This window comes from Pseudomonas sp. MT92, from assembly GCF_058792515.1.
On the sequence record NZ_JBXAFA010000024.1, the window covers coordinates 1 to 24,923 of the forward strand.

The 24,923-nt window shown below is 61.3% G+C and carries 32 protein-coding genes; 25 read left to right on the top strand and 7 right to left on the bottom strand.

Going from position 1 to position 24,923, the window contains the following annotated elements; all coding sequences use genetic code 11:
- Nucleotides 1–8 precede the first annotated feature (8 nt).
- Nucleotides 9–161, top strand: a complete 153-nt coding sequence (locus AC1Q6D_RS30490) for a type II toxin-antitoxin system PemK/MazF family toxin (RefSeq protein WP_158244082.1) — start codon at nt 9–11, stop codon at nt 159–161.
- 1,216 nt (nt 162–1,377) lie between these two features.
- Here the strand turns inward: AC1Q6D_RS30490 and trfA are convergent.
- Together trfA and AC1Q6D_RS30500 are read right to left on the bottom strand one after the other, a co-directional pair.
- A complete protein-coding gene (trfA, locus tag AC1Q6D_RS30495; protein ID WP_015061661.1) occupies nt 1,378–2,613 on the bottom strand; it encodes a plasmid replication initiator TrfA in 1,236 nt (411 codons plus the stop codon).
- Between the two features lie 51 nt (nt 2,614–2,664).
- Complete coding sequence (locus AC1Q6D_RS30500; protein ID WP_031942755.1) at nt 2,665–3,006, bottom strand: single-stranded DNA-binding protein; 342 nt, start codon at nt 3,004–3,006, stop codon at nt 2,665–2,667.
- A 116-nt stretch (nt 3,007–3,122) separates the two neighbouring features.
- Between AC1Q6D_RS30500 and AC1Q6D_RS30505 the strand changes: the two genes are divergently transcribed.
- The 18 genes from AC1Q6D_RS30505 to AC1Q6D_RS30590 all read left to right on the top strand — a co-directional run bounded on the left by AC1Q6D_RS30505 (nt 3,123) and on the right by AC1Q6D_RS30590 (nt 17,537).
- Nucleotides 3,123–3,500 carry a transcriptional regulator gene (locus AC1Q6D_RS30505; RefSeq protein ID WP_015061659.1) on the top strand — a complete coding sequence of 126 codons (378 nt, stop codon included), beginning with the start codon at nt 3,123–3,125 and terminating at the stop codon, nt 3,498–3,500.
- Between the two features lie 285 nt (nt 3,501–3,785).
- A complete protein-coding gene (gene trbB, locus AC1Q6D_RS30510; RefSeq protein WP_015061658.1) occupies nt 3,786–4,748 on the top strand; it encodes a P-type conjugative transfer ATPase TrbB in 963 nt (320 codons plus the stop codon).
- Between the two features lie 13 nt (nt 4,749–4,761).
- Nucleotides 4,762–5,223: a conjugal transfer system pilin TrbC gene (trbC, locus tag AC1Q6D_RS30515; protein ID WP_015061657.1), complete on the top strand. Its 462-nt coding sequence runs from the start codon at nt 4,762–4,764 to the stop codon at nt 5,221–5,223.
- A gap of 3 nt (nt 5,224–5,226) precedes the next feature.
- Nucleotides 5,227–5,538, top strand: coding sequence for a conjugal transfer protein TrbD (locus tag AC1Q6D_RS30520; RefSeq protein WP_015061656.1), 312 nt, complete (start codon nt 5,227–5,229; stop codon nt 5,536–5,538).
- Entirely contained in the window at nt 5,535–8,093 is a 2,559-nt protein-coding gene (locus AC1Q6D_RS30525) for a VirB4 family type IV secretion/conjugal transfer ATPase (protein ID WP_015061655.1), read from the top strand. The genes AC1Q6D_RS30520 and AC1Q6D_RS30525 overlap by 4 nt, the downstream gene beginning before the upstream one ends.
- A complete protein-coding gene (locus AC1Q6D_RS30530; protein WP_031942756.1) occupies nt 8,090–8,854 on the top strand; it encodes a conjugal transfer protein TrbF in 765 nt (254 codons plus the stop codon). Before AC1Q6D_RS30525 ends, AC1Q6D_RS30530 begins: the two co-directional genes overlap by 4 nt.
- A gap of 18 nt (nt 8,855–8,872) precedes the next feature.
- Nucleotides 8,873–9,766 (top strand): P-type conjugative transfer protein TrbG, encoded by an 894-nt coding sequence (gene trbG / locus AC1Q6D_RS30535; RefSeq protein WP_015061653.1) that lies wholly within the window; start codon nt 8,873–8,875, stop codon nt 9,764–9,766.
- A 1-nt stretch (nt 9,767) separates the two neighbouring features.
- On the top strand, nt 9,768–10,217 hold the full coding sequence (locus tag AC1Q6D_RS30540; RefSeq protein ID WP_015061652.1) for a TrbH protein: 450 nt from the start codon (nt 9,768–9,770) through the stop codon (nt 10,215–10,217).
- A gap of 3 nt (nt 10,218–10,220) precedes the next feature.
- On the top strand, nt 10,221–11,609 hold the full coding sequence (locus tag AC1Q6D_RS30545) for a TrbI/VirB10 family protein (protein WP_015061651.1): 1,389 nt from the start codon (nt 10,221–10,223) through the stop codon (nt 11,607–11,609).
- 17 nt (nt 11,610–11,626) lie between these two features.
- Nucleotides 11,627–12,394, top strand: coding sequence for a P-type conjugative transfer protein TrbJ (gene trbJ / locus AC1Q6D_RS30550; RefSeq protein ID WP_015061650.1), 768 nt, complete (start codon nt 11,627–11,629; stop codon nt 12,392–12,394).
- 9 nt (nt 12,395–12,403) lie between these two features.
- Entirely contained in the window at nt 12,404–12,628 is a 225-nt protein-coding gene (gene trbK / locus AC1Q6D_RS30555; RefSeq protein WP_015061649.1) for an entry exclusion lipoprotein TrbK, read from the top strand.
- Nucleotides 12,629–12,635: 7 nt separating this feature from the next.
- A complete protein-coding gene (gene trbL, locus AC1Q6D_RS30560) occupies nt 12,636–14,411 on the top strand; it encodes a P-type conjugative transfer protein TrbL (RefSeq protein WP_031942757.1) in 1,776 nt (591 codons plus the stop codon).
- Between the two features lie 17 nt (nt 14,412–14,428).
- Entirely contained in the window at nt 14,429–15,016 is a 588-nt protein-coding gene (locus tag AC1Q6D_RS30565; protein WP_015061647.1) for a TrbM/KikA/MpfK family conjugal transfer protein, read from the top strand.
- Nucleotides 15,017–15,027: 11 nt separating this feature from the next.
- Nucleotides 15,028–15,672 (top strand): transglycosylase SLT domain-containing protein, encoded by a 645-nt coding sequence (locus AC1Q6D_RS30570; protein WP_015061646.1) that lies wholly within the window; start codon nt 15,028–15,030, stop codon nt 15,670–15,672.
- Nucleotides 15,669–15,926 (top strand): hypothetical protein, encoded by a 258-nt coding sequence (locus AC1Q6D_RS30575; RefSeq protein WP_031942758.1) that lies wholly within the window; start codon nt 15,669–15,671, stop codon nt 15,924–15,926. The genes AC1Q6D_RS30570 and AC1Q6D_RS30575 overlap by 4 nt, the downstream gene beginning before the upstream one ends.
- Nucleotides 15,907–16,638 (top strand): TraX family protein, encoded by a 732-nt coding sequence (locus AC1Q6D_RS30580; protein WP_031942759.1) that lies wholly within the window; start codon nt 15,907–15,909, stop codon nt 16,636–16,638. The genes AC1Q6D_RS30575 and AC1Q6D_RS30580 overlap by 20 nt, the downstream gene beginning before the upstream one ends.
- A gap of 14 nt (nt 16,639–16,652) precedes the next feature.
- Nucleotides 16,653–17,084, top strand: coding sequence for an OmpA family protein (locus AC1Q6D_RS30585; protein WP_031942760.1), 432 nt, complete (start codon nt 16,653–16,655; stop codon nt 17,082–17,084).
- A 45-nt stretch (nt 17,085–17,129) separates the two neighbouring features.
- On the top strand, nt 17,130–17,537 hold the full coding sequence (locus AC1Q6D_RS30590; RefSeq protein ID WP_015061643.1) for a hypothetical protein: 408 nt from the start codon (nt 17,130–17,132) through the stop codon (nt 17,535–17,537).
- Between the two features lie 29 nt (nt 17,538–17,566).
- Here the strand turns inward: AC1Q6D_RS30590 and AC1Q6D_RS30595 are convergent, their stop codons facing one another.
- Both AC1Q6D_RS30595 and merR read right to left on the bottom strand, forming a co-directional pair.
- Entirely contained in the window at nt 17,567–18,217 is a 651-nt protein-coding gene (locus tag AC1Q6D_RS30595; RefSeq protein WP_015061642.1) for a recombinase family protein, read from the bottom strand.
- Nucleotides 18,218–18,417: 200 nt separating this feature from the next.
- Nucleotides 18,418–18,852: a mercury resistance transcriptional regulator MerR gene (gene merR / locus AC1Q6D_RS30600; protein WP_000429838.1), complete on the bottom strand. Its 435-nt coding sequence runs from the start codon at nt 18,850–18,852 to the stop codon at nt 18,418–18,420.
- A gap of 71 nt (nt 18,853–18,923) precedes the next feature.
- On the opposite strand from merR, the gene merT reads away from it, so the two are divergent.
- From merT to merE, 6 genes are read left to right on the top strand one after another with little or no spacing between them, the layout of a single operon-like run.
- The gene (merT, locus tag AC1Q6D_RS30605; RefSeq protein WP_001294667.1) at nt 18,924–19,274 is read left to right on the top strand and encodes a mercuric ion transporter MerT; all 351 of its coding nucleotides are present in this window, start codon (nt 18,924–18,926) and stop codon (nt 19,272–19,274) included.
- 15 nt (nt 19,275–19,289) lie between these two features.
- Nucleotides 19,290–19,565: a mercury resistance system periplasmic binding protein MerP gene (merP, locus tag AC1Q6D_RS30610; protein WP_000735441.1), complete on the top strand. Its 276-nt coding sequence runs from the start codon at nt 19,290–19,292 to the stop codon at nt 19,563–19,565.
- A gap of 2 nt (nt 19,566–19,567) precedes the next feature.
- Nucleotides 19,568–19,813, top strand: coding sequence for a mercury resistance system transport protein MerF (merF, locus tag AC1Q6D_RS30615; protein ID WP_000654684.1), 246 nt, complete (start codon nt 19,568–19,570; stop codon nt 19,811–19,813).
- A complete protein-coding gene (merA, locus tag AC1Q6D_RS30620) occupies nt 19,810–21,456 on the top strand; it encodes a mercury(II) reductase (protein WP_000136268.1) in 1,647 nt (548 codons plus the stop codon). Before merF ends, merA begins: the two co-directional genes overlap by 4 nt.
- A 16-nt stretch (nt 21,457–21,472) precedes the next feature.
- Nucleotides 21,473–21,838, top strand: coding sequence for a mercury resistance co-regulator MerD (merD, locus tag AC1Q6D_RS30625; RefSeq protein WP_003465059.1), 366 nt, complete (start codon nt 21,473–21,475; stop codon nt 21,836–21,838).
- Entirely contained in the window at nt 21,835–22,071 is a 237-nt protein-coding gene (gene merE, locus AC1Q6D_RS30630; protein ID WP_001087809.1) for a broad-spectrum mercury transporter MerE, read from the top strand. The genes merD and merE overlap by 4 nt, the downstream gene beginning before the upstream one ends.
- A gap of 52 nt (nt 22,072–22,123) precedes the next feature.
- Here merE and AC1Q6D_RS30635 read toward each other — a convergent pair whose 3' ends face one another.
- The 3 genes from AC1Q6D_RS30635 to AC1Q6D_RS30645 form a co-directional block, all read right to left on the bottom strand.
- Nucleotides 22,124–22,738 (bottom strand): recombinase family protein, encoded by a 615-nt coding sequence (locus AC1Q6D_RS30635; protein ID WP_000904941.1) that lies wholly within the window; start codon nt 22,736–22,738, stop codon nt 22,124–22,126.
- Nucleotides 22,739–22,850: 112 nt separating this feature from the next.
- A complete protein-coding gene (locus tag AC1Q6D_RS30640) occupies nt 22,851–23,963 on the bottom strand; it encodes a TniQ family protein (protein ID WP_488656217.1) in 1,113 nt (370 codons plus the stop codon).
- Between the two features lie 50 nt (nt 23,964–24,013).
- Nucleotides 24,014–24,922 (bottom strand): TniB family NTP-binding protein, encoded by a 909-nt coding sequence (locus tag AC1Q6D_RS30645; RefSeq protein ID WP_000393453.1) that lies wholly within the window; start codon nt 24,920–24,922, stop codon nt 24,014–24,016.
- Nucleotide 24,923: the final 1 nt, after the last annotated feature.

Sequence of the window (24,923 nt, forward strand, 5' to 3'; positions counted from 1 at the left end):
GTTTCGCGGTGCCGATCTCCGGCATCAAGACAACCGGCGTCGTTCGCTGCGATCAACCCCGCGTGCTCGATCTTGCAGCGCGTACCGCTCGCAAGGTGGACACGCTCCCGGCTCCTATCCTTGATGAAGTGCTGGCCAAGGTCGCCACGCTGTTCCAGTAGTCAATCCGCGCCCTTCGGTGTGTTCTTAACCCTTGAGGGGCGCTTTCCCTGGCCGTGTCGGCCGCCTTTTCTCCTTGGCGTAAAACCTGCTGCCTTCCAGCTCGCACCGATCTTCGATTAGTGCGCAGATGGTGGCTTCACTGCGGCTTTGACAGTCGGGAGTCCAGAGGGGCGGTAGCCCCTTTGGGCATAGCGCAGCGTAAGCGCACAAAATTTGCTTCTTTCCAGGCGCTTGCGCCTGGTTCAACCGATGGCAGCGCCGTAGGCGCTCCATTTTTGGGGTGAGGACGCGCAGCGGCCGAGGGGCTTGCCCCTGGGGGATGGGAGGCCGCGCAGCGGCCGGGAGGGATCGAGAAGGGGGGCACCCCCTTCGGCGGCCGGTTCTTCCTCGTGCCGGCTTTTTTCCTGGCTTGTCGATTTTTTCGCCAGCCTGGTTATTCTTCTAGGTTATATATAAGGTTTAAAGATAGGTTAAAAGAATGGTTAGAGGCCCTGAAAAACGCTCGTAAGCCGTTGATACGCCAAGGGAAAGGCGAACAGGCCGGCCCCTCAAGTGTCAATGGATAAGCCCCTCAAGTGTCAGTAGTCGGCCCCTCAAGTGTTAGGAAAGCCGCCCCTCAAGTGTTAGCAGGCCCGCCCCTCAAGTGTCAGTAGGGAAGGGCACTTGCTAACAGGGTTATCCACAATTCCTGTGGAAAACTTCCCCGAAATCAGCCGGATACGTGCCATGAAACGCGGTTTCGGGTGGCGATCTGGCCAAAATCGACCGTAGCCCCTCAAGTGTCAGTAGTGCGCCGGCATGGTCGGCCCCTCAAGTGTTAACAACGGCCCTTCAAGTGTCATCGTCGGCCGAGTTGTCCCAAAACTATCCACACCGTCGCCGGTATCCAGGCGGCCGGTGGTCGCCGGCACTTCCTGGCTTCCGGTCGGCTCCTGGAAGGGCCACAAGGCCCGCAGGCAGGCCGCAAGCCCAGCGGCTAGGGCCATAGGCCCGGTGAGCGTCGGAAAGGCGCTGGAAGCCCCGTAGCGCAGCGAAGAGGGGAGAGACTGGCGGCCTTGGTCGCCTGGCTCGATGCGCAGCACGACATAGCCGGTTTTCGCGGCCGCGAAAATTCCCCGGAGCCTGCTGCTGTGGCTCTGCCCCTCAAGTGTCAATGAAAAACGGGAGCCGAAGCCCCCGTTGGTTGATCCTGGCCAGCTTGGCCAACTCACGCGATCACCGCTTGCAATGCACCAGGTCGCTGTTCACCCATGCGCTTTCGACCAGGCCGCTCTTTTGCAGCTCTTCGCAAGCCTCGCCTACCTGCTCGCGCCACTTCTTCGGCCGGGCCGACTGCGAGCCGCACATCAGGCGGAAGGTTTCCAGCTTCATCGGGTAAGGCTCCTGGTGCGATGCGAAGTAATCGAACATGCGTCGGGCCGTGGGCGTCAGCTTGCGGTACTTCTCCCAAATGAACTTGCTGTAATGGTCGCCGGCGAACAGGACAACCATTTCTTCGTCAATCTCGACCTGGCAACGCGAATTGCGCGTGCCACGGTTCAGGACACGGAAGCGGCGAATCAGGGATACCGATTCGAGCCGGCCGATCCGCTTGGATGAAAACTGCATGGCCGATGCTTGCAAGCGGCTAAGGCATTCTTCGGCCTTCGTGTAGTACCGGCTGTTGATCGACCAATCCAAGTCCTGGCAAAGCTCGTAGAACGTGAACGAAACCGGGTCGCCCAGCGGCGACCGTTTGGCGTACTCAAGGATCTGTTGCCACACCAGTTCGTCATCCTCGGCGCGCAGCTCGACGCCGGTGTACGTGATGGCCACGTCCTTGTTGATGTGGAAGATTTCCTTGCTCTGTAGGGCCTCACGCGCCACGCGCTTGTTGCGCGTGGTGAAGAGGGCTGACCGGGCGTAATCGTTGGGCAAGGCGCGCATGTTGTCGGGCCACGGCGCAATGTCGAACAGCGATAGCTGGTTCTCCTTGATCTGCTGCTTGGTCTGCTTGAGCAAGGCGGCCTGCTTGGCCTCGCTGACCTTGGCGGCCAGCTCGCCGCCGGCGGCCCCTGCTTTGCTCTGTTTCTTCGCCGGCATTGCGTCTCTCCGTTTGTTCTCGGCCAACGTGGCCACCTTGGCGGCCACGGTATCAACTACCGTGCGCCGTTCTTCTGGAAGGCCCAGCGTCGCCGCCAGTTCGGCCGTCTCGGCGGCCATGCGCCGCGAGCGCAGCACGGCCGCGCTCTCTTCGGCAGGCGGTAGCGGTAGCGGTGGTGCTACTTCATCGGCTGGCTTGCTGGCCAGCGTATCGAAGAGTGATCCGACCGGCCGCATGGTCTTGCCGGTGTTGCCGGAACTCCGGCGGGCCTCCGCTGTGCGGGCGGCGAGGCTCGCCGCGTCGTTGGCATTCAGCCCGCCCTCGATGAGCTTGCGCTTATATTCCTGCTCGTCGAATTGATCCGGCATACAACCTCCCTTATAAGCATAACGCCCGGCCGAAGCCGGGCGCTTTTATCGTCATTGGCCGCCTGGTGCTTTCGTATCCAGGTATTCGATCTGTTCGGCAATGAAGTCGATGCCGTATTCCGTCTTTCCTTCCTTCTCGAACTTGGTGGGTTCAACGCGGCCCTGGACGAACACCTTGGAACCTTTGCCCAGGTACTTGCCGGCGTTCTCCGCCAAGGCGCTGAAAGCCTTGATGCGGAAAAAGTCGGTTTGCTCCTGCTTTTCACCGCTGGAATTTCGCCACACCCTATTGACAGCGAGATCAAAAATAGCTCGGCTGCTGCCGGATTCACTATGCCTAACATCGGCATCGCGGGTAAGATTACCGATAAACTGGAATTGGTTATGGCTCACTCGATGGCCTCCTTTGCTATTGGAGCCTGTAGTTTAGCTAAACCTGCTCCAACGTGTCAAGAACTTTAGCGGCTAAAATTTTCTATGGGTCGCCCCACCATGAGGCAGTCAACCCGGTGTACAAGTACATCTTCTTTACTAACGTGCTTCGCATCCTCGATGAACGAGGCATGACAAAAAACGAACTCTCCGAGCGGTCGGGAGTGTCGATTTCGTTTCTGTCCGACCTCACTACCGGCAAGGCCAATCCGTCGCTCAAGGTGATGGAAGCGATTGCCAACGCGCTTGAAACCTCTCTGCCGCTACTCCTGGAATCAACCGACCTGGACAAGCACACCCTGGACGCCTTGGCCGGCGGCAAGGCTCCTAGTAGCCTGCCTGCTGGGTACGAAAGGGTGTCGGCGGTACTCCCCGAACACCGGGCCTTCCAGGTCAAAAAATGGGGTGAGGAAACAAGGAAGAAACTAGGGGGTCGGAACGCCAAGAAGAAGTAAGGGGAGGGCAGCGGCATGGATCACGCAGACAAGAATCCACGCCCAAGGTCTTTTTAGCCGCTAAAGCTCGCCGGGGTGGCTCAACCCCCGGATTCCCATCAAAAGCCAGCAGTATCGGTGCCACGGACGCGCCCGAATTGTCGCGCCGTGTTGTGGCCACCATACGCATATTCGAGAATGCCGCACTTCGGCATGTCCATATTGTTGCGCGGTGGTGCATTTCGGTATATCGTATGACCCTGTACAGCCATTGGACGATGAAACGTACATCAAGGGGCCAACGTAGTGACCGATTTAAAAGAACACGACAGCATCAAGGAACGGGCGAAGAAGAAGCTCGAAAGGGACATGGGGCCGCAGCTCCTGGAAGCCCTGCACGATCCTAAAACGGTTGAAATCATGCTCAACGCGGACGGCAAGCTATGGCTTGAGCGTCAAGGCGAGCGGTCGCAGTGCATCGGCACGCTGCGCCGCGCACAAGCGCAAGCCATCGTGGAAACCGTCGCTGGCTACCACAACAAGGAAATCACCAAGAACAGCCCCTTGCTCGAAGGCGAATTCCCGATTGACGGTTCGCGCTTCGCGGGTCAGCTCGGCCCGGTAGTGACCGGGCCAGTCTTTGCCATCCGGAAGAAAGCCATTGCGGTGTACACGCTCGCGCAGTACGTCGAAGCCGGGATCATGACCGCAGCACAAGCGCAGTCCATCGCGGACGCGGTTGCAGCGCACAAGAACATCCTGGTGATTGGCGGCACCGGCTCGGGCAAGACCACGCTGGTCAACGCGATCATCCAGGCGATGGTCGATCACGATGCCTTGGAACGGTTCGTCATCATCGAGGACACCGGCGAAATCCAATGCACGGCCGCCAACTTCGTCCAGTACCACACCAGTATCGAAGTCAGCATGACCATGCTGCTGAAAACCACGCTGCGTATGCGGCCCGACCGCATCCTGGTTGGCGAAGTCCGTGGCGAAGAAGCCTTAGACCTGCTGGACGCCTGGAACACCGGGCATCCCGGCGGCGCTGCCACTCTCCATGCGAACAGCGCATCGGAGGGCCTGACTCGTTTGAAGTCGCTTGTTTCTCGGAATAAGTCGGCTCCATCGGAGATTGAACCGCTGATCGGCGAGGCGGTTCATGTCGTTGTTCATATCGCCAGAACCCCGGATGGCTCTCGTCGTATCCAGGAAATCCTAGAGGTTTCCGGTTACGCCGATGGCCATTACAAAACTGTGTCCCTTTAAGGAGTTAAGACCAATGCAAGCACTCTTCCCGGCCTTCCGGCTCAACCAGCGCACGATGTTTTACCTGGGCCTGGCTGTTGTCCTGGCGTTCCTTCTGCTGGCTCCCCAGCACGCTTTCGCCTCTGAAGGCACCGGCGGTTCGCTGCCGTATGAAAGCTGGCTGACGAACCTGCGTAACTCTGTCACCGGCCCGGTCGCTTTCGCGCTGTCGATCATCGGCATCGTGGTCGCCGGCGGCATCTTGATCTTCGGTGGTGAACTCAACGGCTTCTTCCGCACGTTGATTTTCATTGTCCTGGTCATGGCTCTGCTGGTCGGCGCGCAAAACATGATGAGCACCTTCTTCGGTCGTGGCGCGGAAATCGCGGCGTTGACCGATGGCGCAATTCACCAGGTCAAGGTCGGCGCGCTGAACGCCTTGGGCTTTCCTGGTGATGCCGTCATGCGCTGGGTCGAAACCGGCCGGGTTGCATAAGTCATGGCTCTGCGCGCGATCCCCATCCGCCGGGCCGGCAACCGAGAAAACCTGTTCATGGGCGGGGATCGTGAGCTGGTGATGTTCTCGGGCCTGCTGGCCGGGGCGCTGATTTTTAGCGCCCAAGAAGTACGGGCAACGGTGTTCGGCATTGTTCTGTGGTTCGGCGCGCTTTGGGCGTGCCGACTCATGGCGAAATCCGATCCCAAGCTACGCAAGGTGTACCTGCGGCACCGCCGCTACAAAGGGTACTACCCGGCGCGTAGCACGCCTTTTCGTGACAACACGCCAAGTCAAGGGAAGCAATACAAATGATTGAGTCAATTGCATTTGCCATTGCTGTCCTCGGGGCGGTTTTGTTGCTCATCCTGTTTGCCCGCATCCGTGCGGTCGATGCCGAACTGAAACTGAAAAAGCATCGCTCGAAGGACGCGGGCCTGGCCGACTTGCTCAATTACGCCGCGATGGTCGATGACGGTGTGATCGTGGGTAAGAACGGCTCCTTTATGGCCGCCTGGCTGTACAAAGGGGATGACAACGCCAGCAGCACCGATGAACAGCGGGAAATGGTGTCGTTCCGTATCAACCAGGCTCTAGCGGGCCTGGGCAGCGGCTGGATGGTGCATGTCGATGCCGTGCGCCGTCCGGCTCCCAACTACTCCGACCGGGGGCATTCGACCTTTCCCGATCCTCTGTCGGCGGCAATGGATGAAGAGCGTCGGCAGTTGTTCCAGGGCCTGGGCACGATGTACGAGGGTTATTTCGTACTAACCGTGACCTGGTTCCCGCCGCTCCTGGCGCAGCGCAAATTTGTCGAACTGATGTTCGATGACGATGCAATCTCGCCCGACCACAAGGCCCGCACGATGGGGCTTATCAAGCAGTTCAAGCGCGAAACAACCAGCATTGAATCGCGGTTGTCCTCGGCCGTGAAATTGACCCGCCTACGCGGTCAAAAGGTGGTCACGGAAGAGGGCAGGGAAGTCACGCACGACGACTTCCTATCGTGGCTGCAATTCTGCATCACTGGCCTGCATCATCCGGTGCAGCTCCCCAGCAATCCGATGTACCTGGACGCCTTGATCGGCGGGCAGGAAATGTTCGGTGGTGTAGTGCCCAAGGTCGGCCGCAACTTCGTCCAGGTCGTGGCAGTCGAGGGCTTTCCCTTGGAGTCAACACCGGGCGTTCTAACCGCCCTGGGTGAGCTGGCGTGCGAATACCGTTGGTCGTCGCGTTTCATCTTCATGGATCAGCACGAGGCCGTGGCCCACCTGGACAAGTTCCGCAAGAAGTGGCGGCAGAAGGTGCGCGGCTTCTTCGACCAGGTGTTCAACACGAACAGCGGAAACATCGACCAAGACGCGCTTTCGATGGTCGGCGATGCCGAAGCCGCGATTGCCGAAGTCAATAGTGGACTGGTGGCCGTGGGGTATTACACCGGCGTCGTCGTGCTCATGGATGAGGATCGTACCCGCCTGGAACAGTCTGCACGCCAAGTAGAAAAGGCCATCAACCGCATGGGCTTCGCGGCCCGGATCGAGACGATCAACACGCTGGACGCCTTCCTGGGCAGTTTGCCGGGGCATGGTGTCGAGAACGTGCGCCGTCCGCTCATCAACACGTTGAACCTGTCCGATCTGCTGCCTACCAGCACGATCTGGACGGGCTTGGCCAACGCCCCATGCCCGATGTACCCGCCGCTTGCGCCGGCGCTCATGCACTGCGTTACGCATGGCGCTACGCCTTTCCGGCTCAACCTGCATGTGCGCGACCTGGGGCACACCTTCATGTTCGGGCCAACTGGTGCCGGTAAATCAACGCACCTGGGCCTTATTGCCGCGCAGCTTCGCCGCTATGCGGGCATGTCGATCTTCGCCTTTGATAAGGGCATGTCGATGTACCCGCTGGCCGCCGGTATTCGGGCCGCCTCCAAGGGGAAAAGTGGCCTGCATTTCACGGTGGCCGCCGATGATGACCAGCTCGCGTTTTGCCCGCTGCAATTCCTGGAAACCAAGGGGGATCGTGCCTGGGCAATGGAATGGATCGACACCATCCTGACGTTGAACGGGGTGGAAACCACACCGGGCCAGCGTAACGAAATTGGCAACGCGATCTTGAGCATGCACGCCAGCGGCGCGCATACGCTCTCGGAGTTCAGCGTAACGATTCAAGATGAAACGATCCGCGAAGCCATCCGGCAATACACGGTGGACGGCACGATGGGCCACCTGCTCGATGCTGAAACGGACGGCCTTTCGCTCTCTGATTTCACGGTCTTTGAAATCGAAGAGTTGATGAACCTGGGCGAGAAATTCGCGCTGCCGGTGCTGCTGTATCTGTTCCGCCGGATCGAGCGCGCCCTTCATGGCCAGCCCGCCGTCATCATCCTGGATGAAGCCTGGTTGATGCTCGGCCATCCGGCCTTCCGCGCCAAGATTCGGGAATGGCTCAAGGTGCTGCGTAAGGCTAACTGCCTGGTGCTTATGGCCACGCAAAGCCTCTCTGACGCGGCGAACAGCGGCATTTTGGATGTGATCGTGGAATCGACCGCAACCAAGATTTTCTTGCCGAACGTGTACGCCCGCGATGAGGACACCGCCGCGTTGTACCGGCGCATGGGCCTGAATGCACGCCAGATTGAAATCTTGGCCACGGCCATTCCGAAGCGCCAGTACTACTACGTGTCGGAGAACGGCCGCCGACTCTATGACCTTGCCCTGGGGCCTCTGGCCTTGGCCTTCGTCGGTGCATCCGACAAGGAATCGGTCGCCACCATCAAAAGCCTGGAAGCCAAGTTTGGCTACGCCTGGGTGGATGAATGGCTGGCTGGCCGGGGCCTGAATCTCAATGACTATTTGGAGGCCGCATGAGCTTTGCAGACACGATCAAGGGCTTGATCTTCAAGAAGAAGCCCGACCGCCGGCAATCGCCGCAATCATCAGAAGCCGGCCCGCGCAGTAGTGGGCTGGAAAATCCCTACCTGTCGGCACGTCGCACCTGGAACGAGCATGTTGGCTCGGTCGTCTCGTCGCGCCAGACCTGGCAAGTGGTGGGCATCCTCTCGCTGTTGATCGCACTCGCCGGCGTCGGCGGCGTGATCCATATCGGCAGCCAGTCGAAGTTCATTCCCTACGTGGTGCAAGTGGACAAGATGGGGCAGACCATCGCGGCCGGGCCTGTTACGGCGGCCGACAAGGCCGACCCTCGCATCGTCCACGCCACGGTTGCCGACTTCATCACCAGCGCCCGCATGGTCACGCCTGACGTGGCTTTGCAGCGCAAGGCCGTGTTCAAGGTGTACTCGGTTCTGTCTCCCAACGATCCGGCCACGGCAAAAATGAATGAATGGCTCAACGGCAATGCCGATGCCAGCCCATTCAAGCGTGCAGCGAAAGAAATGGTGAACATCGAAATCACTTCGGTCATTCCGCAGTCGCCGGATACCTGGCAAGTGGATTGGACAGAAACCACCCGCGACCGCCAAGGGGCGTTGAAGGGCCAGCCCGTACCAATGCGCGCCCTTGTCACCGTCTATACCGCCGAACCCACTTCGCAGACCACGGACGAGCAACTACGCAATAACCCAATGGGGATTTATGTGCGTGATTACTCCTGGTCGCGCCTTCTTTAATTACGAGGCTAATTCACCATGAAGAAACAACTTTTCGCTGTGCTGTTGGGCGCTTCGCTGACGATCCCGACCCTGGCCCTTGCCGCCGATGACCTGGCCGACAAGTATTTTTCCAACAACAACCCGACCCTGACCGCGCAGGAAAAGGCGGCCATTGCCATCGCCAAGCGGTGGGAGGCCAGTTCGGCGACCGGCATGAAGCCGGTCGCCGGCTCCAATGGCGCGATCAAGTTCCTGTTCGGCGCGCAGCAGCCCAGCATCGTTTGCGCGGTGCTCCAGGTGTGCGATGTGGCTTTGCAGGCTGGCGAGCAAGTCAACTCGATCAACCTGGGCGATACGGCCCGCTGGACAGTCGAGCCGGCCATCACTGGCAGCGGTGCCGGCGAAGTGCAGCACCTCATCATCAAGCCGATGGACGTGGGCCTGGAAACCAGCCTGGTCGTGACCACGAACCGCCGCACCTATCACTTCCGGCTGCGCTCGCATCGCACGCAGTACATGCCGCAAGTCTCGTTCACGTATCCCGAGGACGCGCTTGCGAAGTGGGACGCGATCAAGACCCGCGAAGTGCAACACCGCACCGACAACACCATCCCTTCCACCGGGGAGTACCTGGGCGATCTGTCGTTTGACTATGACGTGTCCGGCTCGGCCTCCTGGAAGCCTGTGCGCGTATTCAACGATGGCCGCAAGACCATCATTCAAATGCCGCGCTCGATGGAGCAAACCGAAGCGCCGACCCTGTTGGTTGTGCGCCGTGATGGCGGCCTGTTCCGTGACGCTGAAACCGTCATGGTCAATTACCGCGTCCAGGGCGACCGCTTCATCGTGGACACGGTTTTCGACAAGGCAATCCTGATTGCCGGCGTCGGCAGCGGGCAAGACCGCGTGACCATTACAAGGGGGAAATAACATGCGCAAGCTAATCATTGCCGCGCTGTTCGCGTTGACGCTGGCCGGCTGCGCCACGACTGGCCAATACGGCAACTTCGTTCCGGCAGCAGCAGGCCAGCAGCAGATTGCTACCGATGCCGTGCAGCAGCTCGCCACGCTGTACCCGCCGGCCAAGACCCGTTTCGAGCTGCACCAGGCCACGCCTGACGCCTTCGGGGTAGCCCTGGTCAACACGCTGCGCGAACGCGGATACGCCCTCTTGGAGTTCAACCCAGCCGACAAGGCGCAAGCCTCGGCGGCACCGGCCGAAGCATCGGGCGCATTGCCGCTGCGCTATGTGCTCGACCAGGCCGGAACGTCGAACCTGTACCGCCTGACCTTGTTGGTCGGCAGTCAATCCATCACTCGCCCATACCTGGAAGAAAACGGCACGTTTGCGCCGGCCGGGTATTGGGCGCGCAAGGAGTAAGCCATGAGCGAAACAGCCGATCAAATGGCACCTGACGCCTCGCCGGGCGCGGTGTCGAAAAAGTCCGGCGTCCGTCGCGTCAACAACCTGCCGATGTACCTGCTGGCTGGTGTGCTTGGCTTGTTCCTGCTCGTCATGGCCCTGGTGGCAGCGGATCGTTCAGCGAAGCAGAACGCGCCGGCTACCGGGCCGCAGGAACGGGCTGGAAACACGTCGATGTTCGCCAAGGAAATCGCAGGCGATCAGGACGGTGGCATGGTGGCTCCGGCTCAAGCCCTGACGCCACCCGACATGCCGACCACGGCGGCCGCCGATCCGGTATTGATTGCCCGGCCGGACAACCTGGACGCGCCGCCGGCTCCGCCAACTGGCGGGCATCTGGATCAGCCGGCCAACGATGACGAGGCCCAGCGCATCCGCATGGCGAAGCTGCAAATGCTGGAAGAAGCCATCAAGGCAAAGACCACGGTTCAAGTGGTTGCGCCGCGTAGCTCCGGCTCGGCTCCTGGTGGCGACACGTCAACCCCGCAAACCCGCGATGAAATGCTGGCTCGGCTGGCGGCGGTTCGCCAGCAGATCGACGCCCAGCGCACCGATGACCCGACAGCCGCCTATCAAGCTCGCCTGGCGCAGCTTCGCAGCTCTGGCGTGGGTGGGGCAGGGGCCGGCGGTGGCGCGCCTTCTGGCGCTCCTTCGCTGTTGCAGACCTCGGGCAACGGCAAGAACTACGCGCAGTTTGGCGCTGGCAGTGAAGGCGGCGACCGCTGGAAACTGGACTCCCAGCCGGAAGCTCCGCGTTCGCCGTTCGAGCTGCGCGCCGGCTTTGTCGTTCCCGCCACGCTGATTTCGGGAATCAACTCGGAATTGCCCGGCCAGATCATGGCCCAGGTCAGCCAGAACGTGTACGACACGCCCACCGGCAAACACCTGTTAATCCCGCAAGGCTCACGCTTGGTTGGCATGTATTCGAGCGACGTGGCCTATGGGCAATCTCGGGTGCTGATTGCATGGCAGCGCATCGTATTCCCGGACGGTAAGGCAATGGATATTGGTTCGATGCCGGGCGGGGATAGCGCGGGCTATGCCGGCTTCAAGGATAAGGTCAACAACCATTACTTCCGGGTGTTCGCGTCGGCCTTCCTTATGTCTGGTGTGACCGCCGGCATTGCCATGAGTCAGGACGATGGCAGCAACTCGGTCAATGGTCGTCCTACCGCTTCCAGCGCGATGAGCGAGGCGCTGGGTCAACAGCTCGGTCAAGTGACCGCGCAGATGATCGCCAAGAACCTGAACATCGCTCCCACCCTGGAAATCCGTCCTGGTTATCGCTTCAACGTCATCGTGACCAAGGACATGACGTTCTCGAAACCCTACCGCTCGTTTGATTATTGACGCCAAGGAGAAACAACATGAAGCAGAAGTTTTTAGCCGCTAAAGTCGCTCTCGCCGTGGCCCTGACTGCCGGGGCATTTACCTCCGTTCCTGTGCAGGCCGGCATCCCTGTTATCGACGGCGGCAACCTGATCCAGAACGTCATGTCCGCAATGGAAGCGGTTGCGCAAACTGCCAAGCAAATCGAGCAATACCAGACTCAATTGCAGCAGTACGAAAACATGATCCAGAACACCACGGCACCCGCCGCGTATATCTGGGATCAGGCGCAGTCCACGATGAACAAGCTCCTGGCCGCGCAGGACACGCTGAACTACTACAAGAACCAGGTGGGCAGCCTTGATGCCTACCTGGGCAAGTTCCAGGACGTGGCCTATTACCGCAGCTCGCCGTGCTTCTCGTCGGGCGGGTGCTCGGATGCGGAACGCGCCGCGATGGAGCAAAACCGCCGCCTGGCCTCCGAGTCGCAGAAAAAGGCAAACGATGCCTTGTTCAAGGGCTTGGATCAGCAGCAAGACGCGCTGACGGCCGATGCCCGCACGCTGCAACAACTCCAAGGTAAGGCGCAGGGCGCGACCGGCCAAATGCAGGCCATCGGCTACGCCAACCAGCTCGCCAGCCAGCAGGCCAATCAGCTCTTGCAGATTCGTGGCCTGTTGATGGCGCAGCAGAACGCCATTGCCACGCGCAACCAGGCTCTGGCTGACCGTGAAGCGCAGGAAGCTGCATCGTCTGAACAACTCCGCAAGGGCAGCTACAAGCCAAGCCCTGCACGTTCCTGGTAAGGAGGTTTCATGAAATCAAGCAAGGCTCTGGCCTTGGCCCTGGCCGCCCTCGTGGCGGCCTCGGTCGCAGGTTGCGACAACAAGCCCGCCGTGCAGCCGCTTCCAGAAGTCACCGATGCGAATTGCACCCCTGAAAAGATCAAGGCAATGCCGCAGGCGCAGCAGCAAGAGTTCTCATCGCTGTGCCTGCGTCGTAGTGGCGACTTCAAGCCCAGCCCCAAAAAAGAATGGTGAGGTAGGAATGAAAGTGCCAGCCAATCTAAAAACCGCCCTGCCGCTGTTTCTCTGGCTGGCGTTGTTTTCCGTAAGTGCTCACGCCCAAGTTGATAACTCGGGTGTGTTCGATAACGTCCTGAATCGGTACTCGGCGGCCGCGTCGGGATGGGCCGGCGTCATCACGACTGCCGCTTCCTGGCTGTTCTGGACGCTGACGGTTATCAGCATGGTCTGGACGTTCGGCATGATGGCCTTGCGCAAGGCCGACATTGGCGAATTTTTCGCCGAGTTCGTGAAGTTCACGATCTTCACCGGCTTCTTCTGGTGGCTGCTGACCAACGGCCCTAATTTCGCATCGTCCATCTACGATTCATTGCGGCAACTCGCGGGTAACGCTACCGGCCTCGGTAGCGGCCTGTCGCCGTCCGGAATTGTCGATATTGGTTTTGCGATCTTCGACAAGGTGCTGGATCAGTCCTCGGTCTGGTCGCCAGTCGATAGCGCGTGCGGGATTCTTATGGCAACGGCGATCCTGGTCATCCTGGCTCTGGTCGGTGTGAACATGCTCCTTCTCTTGGCGTCCGGCTGGGTGCTCGCCTATGGCGGCGTGTTCTTCCTCGGCTTTGGTGGATCGCGTTGGACTTCCGACATGGCGATCAACTACTACAAGACCGTGCTGGGCATTGCCGCGCAGCTCATGGCAATGGTGCTCCTGGTCGGCATCGGCAAGACCTTTCTTGACGACTACTACACGCGGATGAGCGCCGGCATCAGCCTGAAAGAAATGGGCGTGATGTTGATCGTCGTCATCATCCTTCTGGCGTTGACCAACAAGATTCCGGCCCTGCTCGCCGGCATCATCACTGGCGCAAGCGTGGGCGGTGCCGGCATTGGTGGTTTCGGTGCCGGTGCTGCAATGGGTGCCGCTGGTATGGCCGTGGCAGCGGCCGCAACTGGTGGCGCAGCCCTGGCCGCCGGTGCGGCATCGGCCGCCGGTGGTGCGCAAGCCGTGATGGCGGCATTCTCGAAGGCTAGCGAGAACGCATCGAGTGGCGGCGACGGCGGCGGCGATCTTATGTCGGCCTTCACTGGTGGCGGTGGCGGTGGTGGCGGCGGTGATGCCGGCGGCGGCGACGCTGGTACTGGTGACACTCCCTTTGCCCAAGCCGCCGGCTTTGGTGGCGGTGGCGGTGGCAGTGGCGGTGATTCAGGCGGCAGCTCGGCCAGCTCGGACGGTGGCGGCGAATCGTCCGGTTCGTCGTCCAGCAGCTCGTCCAGTTCGACCGGCGGCAAGGCATCCAGCGGTGGTTCGTCCAGCGCGGCCGCTTCGGGTGGTGGCTCGTCCAGCTCGGCCGCCTCGGCGGGTGAGTCGCCCAGCTCCGGCGGCGCATCTACGGCCAGCAGCGGCGGCAGTGACGCCGGCAGCTCGGGCAGTGGCGATTCCAAGGGCAACGACAAAGCCCAAGCGGCCGCCGCCGGCGGCGGCTTCCTCGCGTCGGCCGCCAAGGCGGGGCGTATCACGGCCGATGCCGGCGGCATCTTGGCCAAGGGCATCGGTTCGGTGGCCAAGGCCAAGGCGTCCAGCATCAAGGATTCCGCAATGGAGCGAATTGCCGACACAACGGGCGGCAAGATCGCGGCCGCCATCAAGGGGCAGGGGAGCGAAACGGTCAGCGATTCGCAAGACGCTGCCAGCCCTACGTTTGGCGCAAATAGTCTGGCTTCGGGTGAAACCCAAGCCGATCCAGAGTCCGAAGTCGCGGCATTCGTGAACCGCGATGGCGGCGAACAAACCGCATAACCACAAGGAGAATCATCATGAAGAAGAAATTGTTTGCTATCGCCGCGCTGGTTGCCGCTCTCGGCACTTCGGCTGGCTCGGCCAGTGCGCAAGAGGTTTTGACCGGCGACACCCGCCTGGCTTGCGAAGCGGTTTTGTGCCTGGCATCGGGCACGCGGCCCAGCGAATGCGCGCCGTCGCTCAACCGCTATTTCAGCATCTCGGCCCGCAAGCTCAAGGACACGATCAAGAAGCGCGCCAACTTCCTCAAGCTATGCCCGGCATCGAACCAGTCGCCCGAAATGGCGTCCCTGGTCAATTCAATGGCCAATGGTGCCGGCCGCTGCGATTCGCAATCGCTCAATAGCTCGCTGATTATGTATCGCGGCTGGGACTCCGGCGAAACGTACATCAGCAACCGGATGCCGGATTACTGCGCGGCATATACCGGCCACGCCTACACCGACTTCAATTCAAGCGGCACGATGCCACGCTATGTTGGTACGCCAGAGGAAGGCGGGTATTGGGTCGAGGCAAAGGACTATGACCGTGCCCTGGCCGAATACAACGCACGCCTGGAAGAACAGCGCCGCCGGAACCGTGAAAACGGTTGGTTGCAGCGGTAAGGGGAGGGGACATGATGCCATTCGTTGCCGACATGCCGCCGCAGATTCAGGAGCGCGTCGTGTGCTCGATCTCGGCGGCCGTCAAGTATGAAGTCCCGGCCAACATCGTGTTGGCCGTGGCTGAAAAAGAGGCGGGCAAGCCGGGGCAGTGGGTGCGCAACACGAATGGCACTCACGATGTTGGCCCCATGCAGTTCAACACGACGTACCTGCGTGACCTGGCACGCTACGGGATCACGGCGGACGATGTAGCGGCCGCTGGCTGCTACTCGTTCGACCTGGCCGCCTGGCGGTTGCGGATGCACATTCGCAACGACAAGGGCGACCTGTGGACGAAAGCCGCTAACTACCACTCACGCACGCCCCGGTACAACACCGTGTACCGGGCCGACTTGATCCGCAAGGCGACCAAATGGGCCGATTGGCTCGAAGCCCGCTTTGTGACCCTGGACGTGACGAAAGAGGGCGCTACGGCCTCCGTTCCGACCATGCCGGTGACAGTCCAGGCAGTGGCCCAACAAGCCCCTATGGCGGCCCCAGCGGCCGCCCCGGCCGTCAAGCCACACAAGCCCGCCGCGTCTGGTTCATTGAACATGGCCAGCTACGTGCCGCGCTCGATCTCCTTCACCATTAACGATCAGGACAACGCGCAATGAAATACACCTCGATTACGCCGGCAACGGATTGGTTCTATGTCCACCCGAAGGCCCCGCCAGAAACCGGCGCTGTGGTCTATCACGTCCCGGTGTTCGCCGTCGATGGCGATACCGGCGACGTGGTTGGTTTGATTCCAGTGTTCTACGGCGGCGTGCCCAAGCTCGTCGCGCCGTCTGACTCCCTGGGCGGCGTCTATCTGCACCGTGACCAGCTCACGGAAGAAGAGGCCGAGCTTGCACGCTCTACGCGCTGAAACGTCGCCAGCGTTGCCGCGCCTGGTACTGGCCGATGGCACGGTCGAGGCGTTGAAGTGGTTTGCCCTGCTGCTCATGACCGGCGATCACGTCAACAAGTATCTGTTCAACGGCACGATTGATTGGCTGTTCGATGCCGGCCGCCTTTGCCTGCCCATCTTCGTTTTTGTCTTGGCGTACAACCTGGCCAGACCGGGCACGTTCGAGCGCGGAGCCTATCCCCGCACCATGAAGCGCCTGGCGCTGTTCGGTGCGGTCGCCTCGGTGCCATTCATCGCCCTGGGTGGCTTGTTCGCTGGGTGGTGGCCGCTCAACGTGCTGTTCACGCTCCTGGTCATCACGGCCACGCTGTACCTGGTCGAGCGGGGCGGTGCCGGCAATCTCATTGCCGCCGGCCTGGTGCTCCTGGTCGGTGGCAGCTCTGTCGAATACTGGTGGCCAGCCGTGATCCTCGGCCTGGCTGTTTGGTCGTACTGCAAGCGCCCCACCTGGACAGCCGCGGTGATCGCGCTGCTGGCCCTGGCCTCGCTGTGGTTCATCAATCGCAACCTGTGGGCCTTGGCGTCGGTGCCGCTGCTCCTGGTCGCCTCTCGCCTCGATCTGCCCATGCCGCGCTTGCGCTGGGCGTTCTATGCCTATTACCCGCTGCACCTGGCCGCGCTCTGGTTGATCCGCATTCCCATGAGCAAAGCCGGATACCTATTCTTTTGATTGGAGCCTGTCCGATGCGTAAAGCGTTCTTTCTAGCCTTTTCCTTGGCGTCAATGATCTTCGCGCAAGGCGCGATGGCCACCGACTACGGCAGTGCCGCCGGCACGCCGATTTCTTCGATGGTGATGGTTTCGTTCCCGGACAGCAGCACCACGTTTCAGCCGCCGGTGGACGTTGCGGCCGTCCTCGATGACGCCCGCACCGCCTCGATGATCTACATCAACGGCCGCACCAGCACGAACCGGCCCAGCGCCCGCGACGAAGCCCTGGCATTGAAGCGTGCCTTGTCGGCGCGCAAGTACCTGGTGGATCGTGGCGTGTCGCCCCTCAAGGTCATGGTGAACTTCGCATCGGCCGCCGACTACATAACCGAGAACATCACGCCCGAAGGGCGCTACCAGAACCAGCGCGTTGAAATCGAACTCGTCTATGTGCCCATGTTCTAGGCCCTGGCCGACCGACCATTTTTTCACTCATCAGGAGGTTGCACCATGAAATACCGTTTTGCCCTTGCCTTGCCGATACTGGCTCTTGCCGGCTGCGCCGCGTTGGATCAAGTCGCCAAGGACATTCAGAAAGCCACGGCCCCGGTTATGGTCACGGAAACGCTGCCACAAATCTGCCAAGCCGCGAAGAAGAACCAGGTACAGGCCAATAGCATTTATGTCGGCAAGGGCCTGGCCATGACTGGCGAGGTGCGTTCGGTCAACGAAGGGTTCCAGCCCCACTACCGGGTGTTCCTGAAAGCTGGCCAAGTGTCGATTCATGCCGGCACCGAGAACAAAGCCAGCGTTACCGCGCTGACGGTGGGCAAGACCGCCCGCGTCTCCGGTGTCATTACGGACGTGTCCAATGATTTCAACGGCTGCGCAATCTCGCTGAAAGACGCGACGTTCTAGCTTCGCTGCCGCATAGACAGACTGGTAATTCAGCCCGCCTTGCGCGGGCTTTTTCCTTTCTGGCCGTCCACGTCGCCGCGCATTGCCCACACTCGTTTGACTTGGCTTTCGCTGCACCTGGCCAGCCTCGCCGTTTCCGCGATGCTGTGGCCGGCAGTGCGTAGCGCGATGATCCGATCATGCGCAAGGGTGTCGGCCTTCCTGCCGGCGTATTTCCCGGATTGCTTGGCCAGCTCGACGCCTTGCCGCTGACGTTCGCGGCGATCCTCGTAATCGTCGCGTGCGATCTGCAAGGCCAGCTTCAAAAGCATGTCCTGGACGGATTCCAGGACAACCTTGGCCACGCCCTTCGCTTCGGCGGCCAGCTCCGTCAAATCGACTACACCAGGCACGGCCAGCCTGGCGCCCTTGGCCCGGATCGACGCCACTAGGCGTTCGGCCTCGGCCAGCGGCAAGCGGCTGATTCGGTCGATCTTCTCGGCAACCACGACTTCACCGGGTTGCAGGTCGGCAATAAGACGCAGCAGCTCGGCGCGATCGGCGCGTGCGCCCGATGCCTTCTCGCGGTAGATGCCGGCGACATAGAAGCCGGCCGCCTTCGTGCTCTCCACGATGGCATCCTGCCGGGTTAGGTCTTGTTCCTCTGTGCTCACGCGCAGGTAGATTCGAGCGACTTTCATTCGGCCCCCTGGTCAATTTGGGTATAGGGAAAATGGCTATTGTTCCATGCCTAGCCAAAATGGGAAGGCTCCCGACTCAAATTGTCACTTTCAGAAGGCGACAGCACGAAATATCAAAAGTCGACCGCACGGTCTTTTCTGACGTTGGAGTCGCCTCAGAAAACGGAAAATAAAGCACGCTAAGGCGTAGTTCCCTCGGGCTACACCGCGTCCGCACTGCGCGGTTCTTTCTTCCCTTGCAGTGACGCAATCAGCGGGCAGGAAACGTTCCCCTTCCGCGCATGGCAGGCGCACACCAAATCAGACAGCACGGCCTCCATGCGCGCCAGGTCAGCCATCCTCTCGCGCACGTCCTTGAGCTTGTGCTCGGCCAGGCTGCTGGCTTCCTCGCAATGGGTGCCATCCTCAAGCCGCAGCAGCTCGGCGATCTCATCCAGGCTGAAGCCCAACCGCTGGGCTGATTTCACGAAGCGCACCCGCGTTACATCCGTCTCGCCATAGCGGCGAATGCTGCCGTAAGGCTTGTCCGGTTCCGGGAGCAAGCCCTTGCGCTGATAGAACCGGATGGTCTCCACATTGACCCCGGCCGTCCTGGCGAAAACGCCAATGGTCAGGTTCTCCAAATTGTTTTCCATATCGCTTGACTCCGTACATAACTACGGAAGTAAGCTTAAGCTATCCAATTCAGATTCGAAAGGACAAACGTATGTCTGAACCTCAAAACGGGCGCGGCGCGCTCTTCACTGGCGGGCTGGCCGCCATCCTCGCCTCGGCTTGCTGCCTCGGGCCGCTGGTTCTGATCGCCTTGGGGTTCAGCGGCGCTTGGATCGGCAACTTGACGGTGTTGGAACCCTATCGCCCCATCTTTATCGGCGTGGCGCTGGTGGCGTTGTTCTTCGCCTGGCGGCGCATCTACCGGCCGTCAGCCGCCTGCAAACCGGGTGAGGTTTGCGCGATTCCCCAAGTGCGAGCTACTTACAAGCTCATTTTCTGGGGCGTGGCCGTGCTGGTTTTGGTCGCGCTCGGATTTCCCTACGTCGTGCCATTTTTCTATTGATCACAGGAGTTCACCATGAAAAAGCTGCTTTCCGCCCTTGCCCTCGCTGCCGTTGTTGCCCCCGTGTGGGCCGCCACCCAGACCGTTACGCTGTCCGTACCGGGCATGACCTGCTCGGCCTGTCCGATCACTGTCAAGAAGGCGATTTCCAAGGTCGATGGCGTCAGTAAAGTTGACGTGACCTTCGAGACGCGCGAAGCGGTGGTCACCTTCGATGATGCCAAGACCAGCGTGCAGAAACTGACCAAGGCTACCGAGGATGCGGGCTACCCATCATCAGTCAAGAACTGATCATGAAAGACCCGAAGACACTGCTGCGGGTCAGCATCATTGGCACAACCCTCGTGGCGCTGTGTTGCTTCACCCCTGTTCTGGTCATTTTGCTCGGTGTGGTCGGCTTGTCCGCGCTGACCGGCTATCTGGACTATGTGCTGCTGCCTGCGCTGGCGATTTTCATCGGCTTGACCATCTACGCCATCCAACGAAAACGCCAAGCCGATGCCTGCTGCACCCCGAAATTCAATGGAGTAAAAAAATGACCGAAATCACCGTGAATGGCATGACCTGCACATCCTGCGCCACCCATGTCAAAGATGCTTTGGAAAAGATTCCCGGCGTGAATGCCGCTGTGGTGTCCTATCCAGAAAGCCGCGCGCAAGTCATGGCAGACACCGCCGTGAGCCACAACCAACTGCTGGCCGCCATCGCCGCATTGGGTTATCAAGGCTCGATCCGGGTTGGTGATTTCAAAGATGAACCAAAAATCCGTGATGCACTTGAGGGCGCCGGTTTGCATATCGCCATCATTGGCAGCGGCGGGGCCGCGATGGCGGCGGCGCTGAAGGCCGTCGAGCAAGGCGCGACGGTCACGCTGATCGAACGCGGCACCATCGGCGGCACCTGCGTCAATATCGGCTGTGTGCCGTCCAAGATCATGATCCGCGCTGCCCATATTGCCCATCTGCGCCGGGAAAGTCCGTTCGACGGCGGTATTGCGGCAACTGTGCCTGCGATTGACCGCAGCAAACTGCTGGCCCAGCAGCAGGCCCGTGTCGATGAACTGCGGCACGCCAAATACGAAGGCATCCTGGACGGCAATCCAGCCATCACCGTTTTGCACGGTGAAGCGCGTTTCAAGGACGACCAGAGCCTGGTCGTCCGTTTGAACGAGGGTGGCGAGCGCGAGGTAACGTTCGACCGCTGCCTGGTCGCCACCGGTGCCAGTCCGGCCGTGCCGCCGATTCCGGGCCTGAAAGAGTCACCCTACTGGACTTCCACCGAAGCGCTTGTCAGCGACACCATTCCCGCACGCCTGGCCGTGATCGGTTCGTCGGTGGTGGCGTTGGAACTGGCGCAAGCCTTTGCCCGGCTCGGCAGCCAGGTCACGATCCTGGCACGCAGCACCTTGTTCTTCCGGGAAGACCCGGCCATCGGCGAGGCCGTGACAGCCGCTTTCCGCGCCGAGGGCATCGAGGTGCTGGAGCACACGCAAGCCAGCCAGGTCGCCCATGTGAACGGCGAATTCGTGCTGACCACCGGACACGGTGAATTGCGCGCTGACAAGTTGCTGGTTGCCACCGGTCGGGCACCGAATACGCGCAGCCTCGCGCTGGACGCGGCGGGGGTCACTGTCAATGCGCAAGGGGCCATCGTTATCGACCAAGGCATGCGCACGAGCAACCCGAACATCTACGCGGCCGGCGACTGCACCGACCAGCCGCAGTTCGTCTACGTGGCAGCGGCCGCCGGCACCCGTGCCGCGATCAACATGACCGGCGGCGACGCAGCCCTCAATCTGACCGCGATGCCGGCAGTGGTGTTCACCGACCCGCAAGTCGCCACCGTGGGCTACAGCGAGGCGGAAGCGCACCACGATGGCATCGAGACCGACAGTCGCACGCTGACACTCGACAACGTTCCGCGAGCGCTTGCCAACTTCGACACACGCGGCTTCATCAAGCTGGTCATCGAGGAAGGTAGCGGACGGCTCATCGGCGTGCAGGCGGTGGCCCCGGAAGCGGGCGAACTGATCCAGACGGCGGTGCTCGCCATCCGCAACCGCATGACGGTGCAGGAACTGGCCGACCAGTTGTTCCCCTACCTGACAATGGTCGAGGGGTTGAAGCTTGCGGCGCAGACCTTCAACAAGGACGTGAAGCAGCTTTCCTGCTGCGCTGGATAAAAAAAGGAGGTTTTCAATGAGCGCCTACACCGTGTCCCGGCTGGCCCTTGATGCCGGGGTGAGCGTGCATATCGTGCGCGACTACCTGCTGCGCGGATTGCTGCGTCCGGTGGCGTGCACCCCGGGCGGCTATGGCCTGTTCGATGATGCCGCCTTGCAACGGCTGTGCTTCGTGCGGGCGGCCTTCGAGGCGGGCATCGGCCTGGACGCGCTGGCGCGGCTGTGCCGGGCGCTGGATGCTGCGGACGGCGATGAAGCGGCCGCGCAGCTTGCCGTTCTGCGCCAGTTCGTCGAGCGTCGGCGCGAAGCGTTGGCCGATCTGGAGGTGCAGTTGGCCACCATGCCGACCGAGCCGGCACAGCACGCGGAGAGTCTGCCATGAACAGCCCCGAGCGCTTGCCGTCCGAGACGCACAAACCGATCACCGGCTACCTGTGGGGCGCGCTGGCCGTGCTCACCTGTCCCTGCCATTTGCCGATTCTCGCCATTGTGCTGGCCGGCACGACGGCCGGCGCGTTCATCGGAGAGTACTGGGGTATCGCAGCCCTCACGCTGACCGGTTTGTTCGTCCTGTCTGTGACACGACTGCTGCGGGCCTTCAAAGATCGATCATGAGCGCTTCCCATTGAGACAAACCACGCTGTCGCTACGTTGCCTCATGCCGGCATCAAATTCGGCTGAGTAGCTTCTCGCCATCTGGACGTAGCTCACCCTTGGGTGAAACATGCCGATACAGGGTCTGCCGCGTGACGCCAAGTTCCTGGCACAGGTCGCCGACCTTGGTCTCTGGCTGACCCATTGCCGCCATCGCCAGCCGCAGCTTGGCGGCGGTCATCTTGAACGGCCGGCCGCCTTTCCGCCCGCGCGCGCGGGCCGAGGCTAGGCCGGCAATCGTGCGCTCCGCGATCAACTCGCGCTCGAACTCGGCCAGGGCGGCGAAGATGCCAAAGACCAGCTTGCCGGCGGCGGTCGTGGTGTCGATGGCCGCGCCGTGCCCGGTTAATACCTTCAAGCCGATGCCGCGCCCAGTCAGGTCGTGCACGGTGTTGATGAGATGTCGCAGGTCGCGTCCGAGCCGATCCAGTTTCCACACGACCAGTGTGTCGCCAGTTCGCAACGCCTTCAGGCAGCTCGTCAAGCCGGGCCGATCCTCGCGCATGCCGGATGCCTGGTCCTCGTAAAGATGTACTGGATCGACCCCGGCGGCAATCAGCGCGTCGCGCTGCAAATCGGTAGCCTGGGAGCCGTCCGCCTTCGATACCCGCATGTAGCCTATCAGCATGTCGTACCTGTCACATATACGTTCGATTATGTGACAGTGTGCACCGGAAAGTTCTGGTCGTCAAAATTTGTCACTTAACCCGTCATTCTGTCTAAGACATGCAAAGGGTCCATCAGGCACGTAATGTGACAGAAATTCCGGGGGGGATGCCTTCCTTTGCGAAGGTGGCGCGCAACTGTTCCAGGGAAGCGGGGTCGCGCCGACCATAGGAAGCCAACGCGAACAGCGAGCGTGCCGTCTCGGGGTCGTGCCGCGCTTCAATGATGGCCTCATCGATGGCCTGGATTGCCCGTTGCCAGTGATCGACGGGTTCGGGCTTCGGCGTTTTCGCCGACAGGCCACTGGTGAAACCGGTTTGGGGTTCGGACCAGAACAGCTTTGCATGCTCGCCCGGCGGGCTTATATCCCTCACCTCAATCAAGCTGATTGCCGTTGCCGCCGCCTCCAGCATCTGCAACCGTACTGCCGGGTTCAGGGTTTCATACGGTCGCCACAGACTTTGCCCAGCACGCAGCGGATGCCCGCAGCCTTCCCAGACTTGGCGGAGATACCCCGCGCAGGTTCCGCACGTCGAAAGCGGGGTGTTCAGCTCATCGAGCAGCGTGCGTAGTAGCCGAAACCACAATCCAGCGTGGATGCGTCGGCGCGGCAGCTCCACATGGCCGGTCGTCAGTGCCTGCCAGGTGCGCCGGTCCATCACCGCAATCGCGTCGCTGGCGGTGCGCGGCGCAGTGTCGGCGTTCTCCCAGCCGAGAAACCGCCCAGGCACGCCCCAATAGGATTCCAGCCAGCAGCCATGCAGCGGGCAGCTCAGCATCAGGGGCAGCTTCCATGCAAGCAGTACGGCTTGGTTTGCCGGGTCGTTCAGACAGAGCGGGCAGGCGCGATGTATCGGCTGGCTGGGCAGCCAGGCACGCCAGCTCGTGATGGATCGCGTCCTACGGCGGAGTTTCGGCAGCAGCACCGAGAGCTGGAACGCATAGGTTTCCAATGCGTCTGGAATCTGATCATCAAGGCTGTCCAGTAGCCAAGGCACCCAGCCGGCGAAACTCATGCAACGCAGCCGGTCCGGCTCGATGCCGCTCCGCTGGGAGAGCATCGCCAGCAGCGCCAGTGGTGGCGCGGTGTCCAGGTCATCAACCTGGCCGTGACCAAGATCGTGCTCCAGCAGCTCGGACACCTCCATGTGATAGCAAAGGGCCACGCGGTTGAGCCACGAAGACAAGGCTTCGCCTTCCCTGGGAGCCGGATGCAGTGGCCAGTGTGGCGCTGGCTTCACATCAGTTCCCGCTCGAATTGCCGCCGCCGCTCGCTGGGACCGGTGTAATCGGCCATGCTGAGCGTGCGATGGTTGATCGCTTCCTCACCGCTCTCCACGGCAGCGACGGCCGCCGCCATCAACAGGTGCGCCAGCTCGCCGATGGTGCCCTCGCTGCGCGTGAGCAGGTAGCGGGCCATATCCAGCGTGGCAATCGACGAGGGTCGCCGCAGCGGGAGCGAAGCCGCGAAGCTGGCCAGCAGTGAGCAGCAATCGTCGTTGGCCTCCCACACCGGCAGCATCATCGGCTCGAAGCGGTTTTCCAACTGGTCGTCCGAGCGGATCGCCAAGTAGGCATCGCGTGTGCCGACCCCGACCAGCGGGATGCGCAGCTCGTTGCCGAGGAAACGCAGCAGGTTGAGGAATTCCCGGCGGTTGACGCTGTTGCCGGCCAGGACGTTGTGCAATTCGTCGATCACCAGCATGCGCACGCCGACCTTGCGTAGCAGTGCCAGCGCCAATTGCTCCATTTCCGGCAGCCGTGGGCGCGGGCGCAATGGCGCGCCCATCGCGGCAAGTAGCGCGACGTAGAAGCGGATTACCGACGGTTCGGATGGCATCTGCACGACCAGTACCGGAATGTGCTCCTGGTCGGCGTCGGAGCTGGCCGGGTGGGTGCGGCGGAATTTCTCGACGATCATCGACTTGCCGTTGTTGGTTGGACCGACCAACAGCAGGTTGGGCATGCGTTGTTTGTTCGGCCACGCATACAGGGCTTCCAGCCGATTCAGCGCCTCGACTGCTCGCGGATAGCCGATCCAGCGGTCAGCGCGAAGGCGATGGATGCGTTCGTCCGCCGGAAGACGGGCCAAGCCCTGGGCCACCGGCATCAGGTGGGACAAGTCGATGATGGGATATTCTTCCACG